The sequence below is a fragment of the Micrococcus sp. APC 4021 genome (assembly GCF_030407635.1).
GTDB classification, from domain to species: Bacteria; Actinomycetota; Actinomycetes; order Actinomycetales; family Micrococcaceae; genus Micrococcus; species Micrococcus luteus.
This window is the reverse complement of the sequence record NZ_JASDCZ010000012.1, coordinates 16,474-29,553: the sequence shown is the minus strand read 5'-3', so window position 1 is coordinate 29,553 and position 13,080 is coordinate 16,474. Positions and strand designations below refer to the sequence as shown.

At 73.6% G+C, this 13,080-nt stretch carries 12 protein-coding genes; 4 read left to right on the top strand and 8 right to left on the bottom strand.

The features are described from left to right. Positions 1–816, top strand: an 816-nt coding sequence (locus tag QL983_RS02370; protein ID WP_290151158.1) for a glycerophosphodiester phosphodiesterase, incomplete at its 5' end; no start/stop codon positions are given. 11 nt (positions 817–827) lie between these two features. Here the strand turns inward: QL983_RS02370 and QL983_RS02365 are convergent. Beyond that, positions 828–2,189, bottom strand: a complete 1,362-nt coding sequence (locus QL983_RS02365) for an aldehyde dehydrogenase family protein (protein WP_290151159.1) — start codon at positions 2,187–2,189, stop codon at positions 828–830. Between the two features lie 3 nt (positions 2,190–2,192). Then, positions 2,193–3,002 carry a CoA pyrophosphatase gene (locus QL983_RS02360; protein WP_036382288.1) on the bottom strand — a complete coding sequence of 270 codons (810 nt, stop codon included), beginning with the start codon at positions 3,000–3,002 and terminating at the stop codon, positions 2,193–2,195. 36 nt (positions 3,003–3,038) lie between these two features. On the opposite strand from QL983_RS02360, the gene QL983_RS02355 reads away from it, so the two are divergent. Then, positions 3,039–4,244 carry an NAD(P)-binding domain-containing protein gene (locus tag QL983_RS02355; protein ID WP_135040229.1) on the top strand — a complete coding sequence of 402 codons (1,206 nt, stop codon included), beginning with the start codon at positions 3,039–3,041 and terminating at the stop codon, positions 4,242–4,244. Between the two features lie 17 nt (positions 4,245–4,261). Here QL983_RS02355 and nth read toward each other — a convergent pair whose 3' ends face one another. Further along, positions 4,262–5,068 (bottom strand): endonuclease III, encoded by an 807-nt coding sequence (gene nth, locus QL983_RS02350; RefSeq protein ID WP_036382284.1) that lies wholly within the window; start codon positions 5,066–5,068, stop codon positions 4,262–4,264. 170 nt (positions 5,069–5,238) lie between these two features. Continuing rightward, positions 5,239–6,246, bottom strand: coding sequence for an IS481 family transposase (locus QL983_RS02345; protein WP_290151157.1), 1,008 nt, complete (start codon positions 6,244–6,246; stop codon positions 5,239–5,241). A 177-nt stretch (positions 6,247–6,423) separates the two neighbouring features. Between QL983_RS02345 and acs the strand changes: the two genes are divergently transcribed. Beyond that, entirely contained in the window at positions 6,424–8,364 is a 1,941-nt protein-coding gene (acs, locus tag QL983_RS02340) for an acetate--CoA ligase (RefSeq protein ID WP_036314287.1), read from the top strand. A gap of 75 nt (positions 8,365–8,439) precedes the next feature. Here the strand turns inward: acs and QL983_RS02335 are convergent, their stop codons facing one another. From QL983_RS02335 to QL983_RS02320, 4 genes are all read right to left on the bottom strand, one after another. Further along, on the bottom strand, positions 8,440–8,910 hold the full coding sequence (locus tag QL983_RS02335; RefSeq protein ID WP_063189855.1) for a GntR family transcriptional regulator: 471 nt from the start codon (positions 8,908–8,910) through the stop codon (positions 8,440–8,442). After that, positions 8,882–9,067, bottom strand: a complete 186-nt coding sequence (locus QL983_RS02330; RefSeq protein ID WP_063189857.1) for a methionine/alanine import family NSS transporter small subunit — start codon at positions 9,065–9,067, stop codon at positions 8,882–8,884. The genes QL983_RS02335 and QL983_RS02330 overlap by 29 nt, the downstream gene beginning before the upstream one ends. A 3-nt stretch (positions 9,068–9,070) precedes the next feature. Continuing rightward, complete coding sequence (locus tag QL983_RS02325; protein WP_063189859.1) at positions 9,071–10,714, bottom strand: sodium-dependent transporter; 1,644 nt, start codon at positions 10,712–10,714, stop codon at positions 9,071–9,073. Positions 10,715–10,833: 119 nt separating this feature from the next. Continuing rightward, complete coding sequence (locus QL983_RS02320; protein ID WP_063189861.1) at positions 10,834–12,207, bottom strand: CvpA family protein; 1,374 nt, start codon at positions 12,205–12,207, stop codon at positions 10,834–10,836. 174 nt (positions 12,208–12,381) lie between these two features. Between QL983_RS02320 and QL983_RS02315 the strand changes: the two genes are divergently transcribed. Further along, positions 12,382–13,059, top strand: coding sequence for a Crp/Fnr family transcriptional regulator (locus QL983_RS02315; protein WP_002854021.1), 678 nt, complete (start codon positions 12,382–12,384; stop codon positions 13,057–13,059). Positions 13,060–13,080 lie beyond the last annotated feature (21 nt).

Here is a 13,080-nt window from a genome sequence, read left to right as displayed (position 1 = left end):
GCCCCCGCCTACCTCACCGACTCCGTCCCCGCCCGTCGCGGCCACCCGCTGGGGTTCGCCCACCGGGGCGCCGCCGTCGACCGGGAGAATTCCCTGGCCGCGTTCGCGGACGCCCACGCCGCCGGGTTCACCTACCTCGAGCTGGACGTGCGCACCACGGCGGACGGCGAGCTCGTCGTGTTCCACGACGAGACTCTGGACCGCGTCAGCACGGGCCGCGGCCGGCTGCGCGACCACACGTGGGAGCGGCTGGCGGACGTCACGGTCGGCGGGGAGCCGCTGCTGCGCTTCACCGAGCTGCTCACGGCGCTCCCCGAAGCCCGCCTGAACGTGGACCTCAAGGACCGCGCGTCGGCCCCGGCCCTGGCCCGCATCCTCGCCGAGCACGGCGCGTGGGACCGCGTGCTCGTCGCCTCGTTCCACGACTCGCGGCGCCGCCTCTTCCGGCGCGCCCTCGCCCGCCTCGGCCACCCCGAGCGGGCGTACGGGCCGGAGCGGGTGGCGACGTCGGGCGGGGCGGCCGCCATCGCGGCGCTCGTGACGCTGGGCCCGCTGGGACTGACCCGCTGGCTGCGCCGGTACGCCCTCGACGTCGACTGCGTGCAGGTGCCCGTCCGGCACGGCCGCGTGCCCGTGGCCACCGCCGACTTCGTGCGGCGGTGCCACGCGGCGGGCCTGCCGGTGCACGTGTGGGTCGTGGACGAGCCCGCGGAGATCGAGCGCCTGCTCGACCTCGGCGTCGACGGCGTCATGACCGACCGCGTCGACGTCCTCGCTGAGGTCTACGCCCGACGCGGCTTCTGGCCGCAGCGCTGATCCCCGCCCCCTCAGAGCATCTTCGGCAGCAGCGCCCGCTTCATCCGCCCGTACGGCGGGTACGCGGTCTTGAGCGTGTCCACCTGGTCCGACTTCGTGATGGACGGGCGCAGGTGGGAGAACGTCTCGAACCCGTGGATGCCGTGGTACGCGCCCATCCCGGACGCGCCGATCCCGCCGAACGGCAGCGTCGCGATGCCGGCGTGCAGCAGGCCGACGTCGTAGCCGAGGCCGCCGGCCTGTACCTGGTCGTCGAACGCGCGGTGGTAGCTCGGCCGGTCCGTGAAGAGGTAGGCGGCCAGCGGGTGCGGGCGCTCCGCGATGAAGTCCAGGGCGTCCTGGAAGGTGTCCACGGTCAGCACGGGCAGGATCGGGCCGAACAGCTCCTCCTGCATGAGCGCGCCGTCGGGCCGCACGCCCGTCACCACGGTCGGCGCCATGTACCGTCCTGCCACATCCACGTCGCCGCCGACGAGCAGCTCGGCGCCGGCGTCGAGGTCCGTCTGGAGCATCTCCCGCAGCCGCTCCGCGTGCTCGGCGGAGATGAGCCGGCCGTAGTCCTTCGACGCGCGGGGGTCGTCGCCGTAGAACTCGCGCAGGGTTGCGGGGAGCTCGGCGGTCACCTGGCGCAGCGCGGCCTCGCCGACGGCCAGCACGTAGTCCGGGGCCACGCACGTCTGGCCCGCGTTGGTGAACTTCGCCCACGCGATGCGGCGGGCCATCGCTCCCGTGTTCCGCGACGGCGTCACCACCGCCGGCGACTTGCCTCCCAGCTCGAGCGTCACGGGGGAGAGGGTCTTCGCCGCCGCCTCGTAGACGATCCGGCCCACGCGCTCCCCGCCGGTGTAGAGGATGTGGTCCCACGGCTCCGCCAGCAGCGCGGTGTTGCACTCCTTGCCGCCCGCCACCACGGAGACCAGCGCGGAGTCCAGGTACTGCGGCACCAGCTCCCGCAGCGCCGCCGCCGTGGCCGGGGCCTTCTCCGACGGGCTGAGCACCACCGTGTTGCCGGCCGCCAGCGCACCCACGACCGGGGCGAGCGCGAGCTGCACCGGGTAGTTCCACGCGCCGATGACCAGCACGAGACCCTTGGGCCGCGGCCGGACCTCCGCGCTCGCGGGCCGCAGGGCCAGCGGCAGCTTCACGGGCCGCGGCTCCATCCAGTCGGTCAGGTGCAGCAGCGCGTGGTCCACCTCGGAGCGCACCGAGACGATCTCCGTGATCAGGGCCTCGGTGGCCGGCTTGCCCAGGTCCGTGCCGAGCGCCGCGACGAACCGGTCCGCGTGCTCGGTCAGCATCCGCTTCAGGCCCTTGAGCTGGCGCACCCGCACCGCGCGCGGGTGGGCGGCGCGGGAGCGGGCGGCGGCGCGCAGCCGTCAGCCGCGCAGGATCCGGTGGGTCCGCGCGTCACGCACGCGGGAGTCGTCCCACGGCACGTCCCAGCCCAGCAGTGCCAGCACACGGTCCAGCAGCGCCGCCGTGAACCCCCACACCAGGCGCTCGCCCACGAGGAAGCCCGGCGTCTCGCCGCGGCGGCCGCCGGGCCGGGCCACGCGGCACCGGTTCGCGGGGTCCACCAGGTCCGCGACCGGCATCCGGAACACGGCCGCGGCCTCGGCCTGGTCGACCACCGCCACGCGACTGGGGTCCCGCCACCACCCGAGCACCGGGTGCACCACGTGCCCCGAGACCACCACCGGCACCGCCGGCAGCACGCCCAGGACCTCCACGCCGGCCGGGTCCAAGCCGGTCTCCTCCTGCGCCTCGCGCAGGGCCGTGGCCACGACGTCGGCGTCCTCGGGGTCGACGCGACCGCCGGGGAACGCGATCTGCCCGGCGTGCTGGCGCAGGGTGGCGGCGCGCTGGGTCAGCAGCACGTCCACGTGCGGGTGCACGCGCTCGGCGTCGTGACGGGCGGGGACGTCGTCGAGGGCGCCGAACAGGATCAGCACGGCGGAGGGGCGCGGATCGCCGGACCGGGGCCAGTCGAAGCCCCACATCGGCACGGCCTCGGGCGGGATTGTGGTGAGCGAGGCCGGGTCGTGGTGACCGGACGCGTCCGCAGGGGCCGTGCCCCACCGGGCCACGAGGTCCGCCAGCTGGTCCCGCGCACCCGTCAGCGACGCCTCGGACGTCCCGGCGGCGTCGCGGGAGGTCGGGCGGGGGCTCGCGGGGGTCTCAGGCATGGCCCCCACGCTAGCCGCCGGTCGTAGCCTCGGGGCATGACGGCTCCCCTGACCTCGCCCCCAGCGGCCACCGCGTCCTCGGATCCGGTGGACGTCGCGGTGATCGGCGTCGGCCAGGCCGGACTGGCGGCCGGCTACTTCCTGGCGCGGGCCGCGCGGGACGTCGGCCGCGGGCGCCGGCCGGGCCCGCCGCCGTCGTTCGTCCTGCTCGACGCCTCCGCCCAGCCCGGCGGCGCGTGGCCGCACCACTGGGACTCCCTGCGCCTGTTCTCCCCCGCCGAGCACTCCTCCCTGCCGGGCCGACCCATGCCGCCGTCGCCCGGCCCCGGCACCCCGGACGCCGGGCACGTCGTCGCCTACCTGGCCGACTACGAGGACCGCTACGGGCTGCCGGTGCGCCGGGGCGTGCGTGTCGCGGAGGTGACGCACGACGCCGCCGCGTCCCCTCCGTTCACCCTGCGGCTCGAGGACGGCACGGCCCTGAGCGCCCGCGCGGTGGTCTCCGCCACCGGCTCGTTCACCCGCCCGTTCGTGCCGGCCCTCCCGGGCGTCGACCACTTCGGCGGCACGCAGCGGCACTCCGCCGCGTACCGCTCCCCCGACGCGTTCACCGGGCGGCACGTCCTCGTGGTGGGCGGCGGCAACTCGGGCGCCCAGATCGCGGCGGACCTGCTGCTGGCGGGTGTCGCCACCACGTGGGCCACCCGGCGTCCGCCCCGGTTCATGCCGGACGACGTGGACGGGCGGGTGCTCTTCGATCGGGCCTCGGCGCGCGTGCTGGGCCGCTCCGAGGCGCGCGTGGGCGACCTCGGGGACATCGTCATGGTGCCCTCGGTGATCCGCGCCCGCGACGGGGCCGGGCTCCACGCGGTCCCCGCGCCCACCGCGCTCACGCCGGACGGCGTCCGCTGGGACCACGACGCCGGCGCGAGCCACGGCTGGCCCGCCGCCAACCGCGCCGCGGCCCGGGTGCGCGGCGCCGAGCACCCGGTGGACGACATCGTCTGGTGCACGGGCTTCCGGGCGGACCTGCGCCATCTGCGGGGCCTCGAGCTGACCCGCCACCCCTCCGGGGCGCCGGCGACGGAGCGTGCACTGCCGACCGCCTCGGTGGACGTGCCGGGGCTGCACCTGCTCGGCTACGACGACTGGTGCGGGGCCGCCTCGGCCACGCTCGCGGGCGTGGGGGCTCACGCGCGCCGGGCGGTCGCCGCGATCCTCGCGGGTCTCACCGAAGGCTGAGCGGGCAGGCCGGGCGCTCAGGCCTCCAGCCCGTGGCCGAGGGCGCGCAGCTCCCGGCGCGTCCGCCCCGCGCGCAGGAGCTCGAGCAGCTCCTCCCGGCCGGGCTTGAGCTCGTAGGCCAGCAGGGCGCGCGCCCGCTCGGGGTCGGTCTCCCCCTCGCCGTAGGACGGGCACCAGCGGGCGATCGGGCACGCCCCGCACGCCGGGCGGCGCGCGTGGCACACGCGGCGGCCGTGGAAGATCAGCCGGTGGGAGAGCATCGTCCAGTCCCGGCGCGGGAACAGGGCGCCCACGGCGTGCTCGACCTTCACCGGGTCGGTCTCGTCCGTGAACCCCAGGCGCCGGGCGAGCCGGCCGAAGTGCGTGTCCACGGTGATCCCGGGCTGGCCGAAGGCGTTGCCGAGCACCACGAACGCGGTCTTGCGGCCCACCCCGGGCAGCGCCACGAGGTCCTCGAGACGGGCGGGGACCTCGCCGTCGTGCCGGGCCACGAGCTCCTGGGACAGCCGCAGGATCGCGGAGGCCTTGTTCCGGTAGAACCCCGTGGAGCGCACGAGCTCCTGCAGCTCGGGCTCGGTGGCCGCGGCCATCGCGTGGGCGTCCGGGAAGCGGGCGAACAGCGCCGGCGTGGCCGCGTTGACCCGCACGTCGGTGGTCTGGGCGGACAGCACCGTGGCCACGAGCAGCTCGAACGGCGTCTCGAAGTCCAGCTCGGCGACGGCGTACGGGTACGTCTCGGCCAGGATCCGGTTGATCCGCCGCGCCCGGCGCACCAGTGCCAGCTGGGTCTCCCCGGTCGGCGTGCCCGTCGACTCCGTCTCCATCCGCGCGTCCTCCCGCCCTCGTGCGATCCGCTCAGGTCCGACCATCCTAGGGAGCGGGGCGCGTGCCGACGTCCGCACCGCGTCCGGCCCCCGCTTCCGGGCACGATGCGACACACAGGACCCGAGGATTTGTGGCGACGACGCCGCGCGCGGCATGCTGAGGCGGGAGACTAGTTGTAGGAGGGCATGACGTTGTTGACTCGGGTCGGTGCCAGTGAGGCCGGAGGAGCGTCTCCGCAGGAGGTATGAGGCCGATGGTAGTTGTAGTGGTTCACCCACACCTGCAGGGCCTCACGCCGAGCTTGCTCTGAGGTGTAGGGGCGGGCGTAGAGGACCTCGTCCACCATCAGCCGGTTGTACCGTTCGACCTTCCCGTTATGGCGCGGGGTGTAGGGGCGGATCCGGTGGTGCCGGCCCCCGAGCGAGACCACCTTCGCGGTGAAGTCCGCAGCCCGGTAGTTGTTCCCGTTGTCCGTGATCACCCGGTCCACGGTGATGCCGTGGGCGGCGAAGAACGCCCGCGCCCGGCAGTAGAAGCTCACGGTCGTGGCCGCCCGCTCGTCCTCCAACGCCTCGGTGTAGGCCAGGCGGGTGTACCCGTCGATCGCCGAGTGCAGGTAGGTGTAGCCGACCCGCCGGCCAGGCCCGCGCTTGGAAGCACGGCCTGCTTCACTTTCACGTCCGTGGGTGCGCCAGCCGCCCCCGTCTGGGATCTTCCCGATCTTCTTCACATCCAGGTGCACCATGTGCCCCGGCCCTCTCGCGGTGATCTTCTGGGGTCGTTGGCGCAGGTCTTCTCCGGCCTGGGTCAGGTCCCGTAGGCGGGAGATCCCGAGTCGGTGCAGCCACCGTCCCACGGTACGAAGACACACCCGGTGGCCCTCGGAGACGAGGTGGTGATGGATGCGCCGTGCGGACCACTTGCGCTCCCGCCGCAGGGCGTGGATCTGGGCGACCAAGACCGGATCGAGCTGGGCAGGTGAACGGTGCGGCCGGCTGGGCAGGTCCTGAAGGCCGGCTTCTCCCTGGGCGCGGTAGCGGGCGACCCAAGTGGCCACCGTGGGCCGGCTCACCCGGAACTCGGCGGCCACGTGCGCCTGCGGGATCCCGTCGTGCAGGTGGCGGTGGACCATCCTGAGACGGCCGGTCGGGGTCAGGGGTGCGTTAGCGTGAGTCATGAGCGGGTCTCTTCTGGCAGGTCGGTGGTGTAGGAACTTCCATCCTGCGGGAGAGGCCCACTCGTCTCATCTCAGCCCGGTACCCATGTCAAGAACCTCATGACCCACAACAACTAGTGTGGGGCGCGTCACATCCGCGCTGCGCACTGACCGCACCACCCCGAAAGGACCCCGTCGATGGACGAGCAGATCCCCACGTTCCCGCCCCCGGCCGAGTTCGCCGCCCAGGCGGTGGCCGGAGCCGACCTGTACGAGGAGGCCGCCGAGGACCGCCTGGCCTACTGGGCCCGCCGCGCCCGCGAGGTCCTGCACTGGGAGCAGGACTTCACCGACGTCCTGGACTGGTCCGACGCACCCTTCGCGAAGTGGTTCGTCGGCGGCACCACCAACGCCGCGTACAACGCCCTGGACCGCCACGTCGAGGCCGGCCACGGCGACCGCGTGGCCATCCACTTCGAGGGCGAGCCCGGCGACACCCGGACCTACACCTACGCCGACCTGGCCGCCGAGGTCCGGCGCGCCGCCAACGCGTTCGAGTCCCTCGGCGTGACCAAGGGCGACCGCGTGGCCGTCTACCTGCCGATGATCCCCGAGGCCGTCATCACGATGCTCGCGTGCGCGCGCATCGGCGCGGTCCACTCCGTGGTGTTCGGCGGCTTCTCCTCCGACGCCCTGCGCTCCCGCGTGGACGACGCCGAGGCCAAGCTCGTCGTCACGGCGGACGGCTCCTTCCGCCGCGGCAAGCCCTCCATGCTCAAGCCCGCCGTGGACCAGGCCCTCTCCGCGCCCGGCCACACCGCCGAGCACGTGCTCGTGGTCCGCCGCAACGAGGCCGAGGTCGAGATGACCGAGGGCCGCGACCTGTGGTGGCACGACGTCGTGGACGGCCAGTCCGACGAGCACGAGCTCGTGTGGCACGACGCCGAGCACCCGCTCTACATCCTGTACACCTCCGGCACCACCGGGAAGCCGAAGGGCATCCTGCACACCACCGGCGGCTACCTCGTGCAGGCCGCGGTCACCCACCACGACACCTTCGACCTGCACCCGGAGTCGGACGTCTTCTGGTGCACCGCCGACGTCGGCTGGGTCACCGGGCACTCCTACGTCGCCTACGCACCGCTGGTCAACGGCGCCACCCAGGTGATCTACGAGGGCACCCCGGACTCCCCGCACCAGGGCCGCTGGTGGGAGATCGTGCAGAAGTACGGCGTGAGCATCCTCTACACGGCGCCGACGGCGATCCGCACGTTCATGAAGTGGGGCCGGCACATCCCGGACGAGTACGACCTCTCCAGCCTGCGCGTGCTCGGCTCCGTGGGCGAGGCCATCAACCCGGAGGCCTGGCGCTGGTACCACGAGGTCATCGGCGCCGGCCGCTGCCCCATCGTGGACACCTGGTGGCAGACCGAGACGGGCGCCCACATGCTCACCCCGCTGCCCGGCGTGACCACCCTCAAGCCCGGTTCCGCCCAGAGGCCGGTGCCCGGCGTCGTGCTGGAGGTCGTGGACGAGCTCGGCGAACCCATGACGGACACGAGCGCGGGCTTCCTCGTGGTGCGCGAGCCGTGGCCGTCCATGCTGCGGGGCATCTGGGGCGACCGGGAGCGCTTCAAGGAGACCTACTGGTCCCGCTTCCCCGGCATGTACTTCGCCGGCGACGGCGCCCGCTACGACGAGGACGGCGACATCTGGCTGCTGGGCCGCGTGGACGACGTCATGAACGTCTCCGGCCACCGCCTGTCCACCACCGAGATCGAGTCCTCCCTCGTGGCGCACCCGTCCGTGGCCGAGTCCGCGGTGGTCGGTGCGAAGGACGAGACCACGGGTGAGGCGGTCGTCGCGTTCGTCCTGCTCACCGCGGTCGCCGTCGCGGCCGACCGCGACGTCGCCGAGGTCGAGGAGGAGCTGCGGCAGCACGTGGGCAAGGACATCGGCCCCATCGCCAAGCCCAAGCGCGTGCTCGTGGTCCCCGAGCTGCCCAAGACGCGCTCCGGCAAGATCATGCGCCGTCTGCTCAAGGACGTGGCCGAGGGCCGCGACCCGGGCGACTCCACCACGCTGGCCGACCCCACGGTCATGCAGCGCATCGTGGAGACGCTCGCCCCGAAGGCCTGAGCCGGCACGACGACGCCGCCCCGGACCGCACGCTGCGTGCGGTCCGGGGCGGCGTCGTCGGTGGGCGGGCCCGCCTCAGGCGCGGGCGGCCGCGTCCCGGCGGACCAGCTCCACGGCCTCGTCGGGCGTGTACCCGAGGCGCTCGAGCAGGGTGTCCAGACAGCGCCGCACGGCCTGGTGCGCGGCGTCGGCGCGGGCGTCCGCCGAGGCGGCCACGAACGTGCCCGCGCGACCCCGGGTGCGGATGGTGCCGTGCGCCTCGAGCTCCTTGTAGGCCCGGGCCACGGTGCCCGGTGCCACGCCGAGCTCGGCGGCGAGCACGCGCACGGGCGGCAGTCGGTCCCCGCGGGCCAGGGATCCGGAGGCGACGCCGGCCAGGACCGCGTCCACGATCTGCCGGTAGGGCGGGGCCGGCAGGCTCGCGTCCACCGCCACGACCGGCAGGGAGGCGGAGACCACGCCCGCGGCCCCGTCGGCGACCGGGGCCGCCGCGAACGGACCGGGGAGCCTCATCGACTCACCGGTGCCGCGCGTCGAGACGGCCATCCTCGCGCTCCCGCACGGCGGGGGCCAGCTCGTCCTCGATGGCGAGGTCGCCCGAGGAGTCGTCCGGGTGGCGGAGCAGGTGGATGGCGGAGACCGCGAGGCCGCCCCACACCAGGAGGATGGCCAGGGACATCATGACGATCGCTGCGGTGCTCATCGGTCAGAGCTCCTTCCGGGTGGTGGCCGCGGGCACCACCGGCAGGGCGCCGGTGGGGACGGTGCCCTCGGGCACGGCGTTGTGCGGGATGAGGTCGCCGTGGATCTCGCTGTCCAGGTCCTCCGCGTAGAGGTTGGACTTGCGGGACCACGGGATCAGGGAGAGCAGGACGGCCAGGGCGACGGAGCCGAGCGCGATGCCCCAGCCGAAGACGCCGAGGAAGTCGCCCGGGTAGCCCTCATAGCCCTCCGCGATCACCTTCATGATCCAGGAGAGCCAGATGTAGGCGAGCACGATCGGCATGAGCACGCCGATCAGCAGCACGTACCCGCGGCCGACCTTGAAGGAGGAGACGGCGTTGAGGTGCGCCGTGATGCGGCGGGCCGAGCCCAGTGCGCCGGTGACCAGGAGCACCGACAGGAGCGCCGCGCCCACGATGCCGAAGTTGTTGGCGAACGCGTCCATGGTGTCGAGCATCTGCAGGCCCGTGGTGGTGGAGAACAGGGCGAGGGAGACCACCCCGGACAGGCCGATCACGACGATCGTGGCCGTCCAGCGGCCCCAGCCGAGCTTGTCCTTCACGGCGGAGATGACGACCTCGAGGATCGAGATCAGCGAGGTGAAGCCGGCGACCACGAGCGAGCCGAAGAACAGCACGCCGATCAGGGCGCCGAGCGGGGCCTGCGAGATCAGGGTGGGGAAGGCGATGAACGCCAGGCCGATGCCGCTGCCGGCCACCTCGGACACGGACACGCCGGAGGCCTGCGCCATGAAGCCCAGGGCGGAGAACACGCCGATGCCGGCTAGGATCTCGAAGCCCGAGTTGGAGAAGCCGACGACCAGGCCGGAGCCGGTAAGGTTCGTCCGGCGGTTGAGGTAGGAGGCGTAGGTGATCATGATGCCGAAACCGACGGACAGCGAGAAGAAGATCTGGCCGTAGGCGGCGATCCAGACGCCGGGGTCAGCGAGCGCGGCCCAGTTCGGCGTGAACAGGGCGTCCAGGCCCTGGGCGGCGCCCGGCAGGGTGAGGGCGATGCCGACGAGGATCAGGAACATCACGATGAGCAGCGGGATGCCGACCATCGAGGCCAGGGCCACGCCCCGGCGCACGCCGAAGCCCATGATGAGCAGCGTGATCACCCAGACGGCGAGCATGGGCCAGAAGACGCCCGAGACGAAGTCGAAGGACGGGGACGGGTCGTCGGCGACCCGCAGGTAGTCGCCCATGAGGAAGGTCTCCGGGTCCTCGCCCCACCGCTGGTCCACGGAGAACCAGGTGTACATGATCGCCCAGCCGATGATCGCGGCGTAGTAGATCCCGATGACGACGCAGATGAGCACCTGCCACCAGCCGACGGTCTCGGTCCACCGGGACAGGCGCCGGAACGCCAGAGGCGCGGAGCCGCGGAAGCGGTGGCCGATCGCGTAGTCGAAGAACAGCAGCGGGATGCCCGCCGTGAGCAGCGCGATCAGGTAGGGGATGACGAACGCGCCACCGCCGTTCTCATAGGCGACGTAGGGGAAGCGCCAGATGTTGCCGAGGCCCACGGCGGAGCCGATGGCCGCCAGGATGAAGGCCCACCGGCCGGTGAACTCCTCCCGGGTGCGCTTCGGCGCCGTGGCGGGCGCGGAGACGGTGCTGGACATGCAGGACCTCCGAGGGTCGGGGAAACTCGAGTGTGACGGATGCCACAATAGTCGACGCGGGCCGTTACCGGACAGTCCGGTCCGGAATGCGGGCGTCAGGCGCGTGGCGCGGCGCCGGCTCAGCCGCCCGGGACGCAGTCCCCCGAGGGGACCGTGGCTGTCATCCCCGGGGCCGCGGCGACGACGGGGGCGATGGTGTCCGCCGTCAGGGCGTAGCCGACGGCGTCCGAGCCCGGGGCCCGGGCGAACACCAGACCGGCCAGGTTCCCGGCGGCGTCCACCACCGGGCCGCCCGAGTAGCCGTGGCGGATGTCCGCCGCGAGGGTGTAGACGTCCACCATGCTCGCGGCCCCGGTCAGGACGTCGCCGAGCGGCACCTCGCCGACAGCCTGCACGGTCGCGGGGGTGGAGGCGAACGGGCCGCCGTCGGGGTACCCCAGGACGGAGGCCGACGCGCCGCCCGTCAGCTCGGCCCCGACCGGCATGACGGGCAGGTCCGCGTCGTCGACCGCCAGGACGGCGAGGTCGTGCGCCGTGTCCAGGTGGACGATCCGCGCCGCGTGCACGCCGCGGGCGCGGTCCGTCACGGTGGGGGCGTCCACGCCGAGGACCACGTGCGCGTTCGTGAGCACGCGGTCCGGGGCCACGGCCACGCCCGAGCCGCTCTGCACCTGGTTGCACTGCGCGGCCGTCCCGGTCAGCCGGACGACGGCGGCCGACGCCGAGGAGGCGGCGGGAGTCGAGGGGGCGGCCGTCGACGTCGACGAGGCGGGGGCGGTCGTCGTGGCCGACGGCGCGGCGGACGTGGACGACGAGGCCGCGGCGGCGTCGTCGGGCTCCTCGGGGGTCGCCGCGGCGGACGTCGCGGGCGGGGCGGACGGGGAGGAGGCGGCCGAGGGCAGACCCGGCGTCGCGGCCGGGGCCGGAGCGGCGCGGACGCCGTCGTCGGTCTCCGGGACGGGGGCGGGCAGCTCGAGCTCCGGCAGCACGTCCAGGTCGGCGACGGCGGAACGCGAGCGGGCGGCCCAGGCCAGGAGCGAGTCGGGCATCACGGTGTCCAGCGCTGCGATCACCCGCGAGCGGGTCACCTCACGGGTGACCGCGGTGGAGCCGGAGGCCGCGATGGAGAACGCCACGAGCCAGAGGACGAGGGCGCCCGCGAGACCGGTGGCGAGCGCGCCGAGCAGGCGGTCGACGAGTCGCAGCGCCGGCAGGTTCACGCGCAACCGGATCGCCTCGCCGATGGCGGCGCCCACGTACTGGCCCGCCGCCACGAGCACGACGAGGGTGGCGATCAGCGCGGCCCACCGCCACTGCGGCGCGGTGACGAACTTCGCCACCTCAGGCAGGGCGTAGAACGCGATCGCGGCGCCGCCGACCAGGCCGACGAGGTTGCCCAGCACCACCCACAGGCCGCGACGGTGACCCTGGACCAGGAGCATCGCGAGCGCGACGATGAGCAGGACGTCCAGCCACGTCAGACCCAGCGGCATGGGCGACCTCCTTCGGATGTGACGGCACCGGCCACGCACGGGGACGGCCCGCGCACCCGGTGGAGGATCCAGGGTATCGGCCCGCACTGGGGTATGGGGCACAATGGACGCCAGTGAACCGGGCGGCTCCTCCGCCGCGGTGTGAGGAACTGGCCACAGAGAGGACACGCACACATGGATCTCGAGGTTCTGCGGAAGGCTCCGCTGTTCACCAACCTGGACGACGAGGTGTTCGCCATCCTCACCTCGGAGCTGACCGAGGTCGAGCTCTCCCGCGGCGCGTCCGCGTTCCACGAGGGCGACCAGGGCGATCAGCTGTACGTGATCATGTCCGGCAAGATCAAGCTCGGCCGCACCGCCTCGGACGGCCGCGAGAACCTCGTGGCCGTGCTCGGCCCCGGCGAGATCTTCGGCGAAATGGCCCTGTTCAACCCCGCCCCGCGCAACGCCACCGCCACCGCGGTGTCCGCCACGCGCCTGGCCGGTCTGCGCCACGAGAACCTGCGCCGCGCCATCGCCTCGTCGCCGGACGTGTCGGTCCAGCTGCTCCAGGCCCTGGCCCAGCGTCTGTCCAAGACCAACGAGTCCCTGGCGGACCTGGTGTTCTCGGACGTGCCGGGCCGCGTGGCCAAGGCGCTCCTGGACCTCGCGGACCGCTTCGGCCGCCCGGCCGCGGACGGCCTGCTGGTGGCGCACGACCTCACGCAGGAGGAACTCGCCCAGCTGGTGGGCGCGTCCCGCGAGACCGTGAACAAGGCCCTGGCCGAGTTCGTCCAGCGCGGCTGGATCCGCCTGGAGAACCGCGCCGTGGTCATCCTGGACCTGCAGCGTCTGCGCCAGCGTTCGCGCTGACGCTCCCCGCCCTGGAGCGGG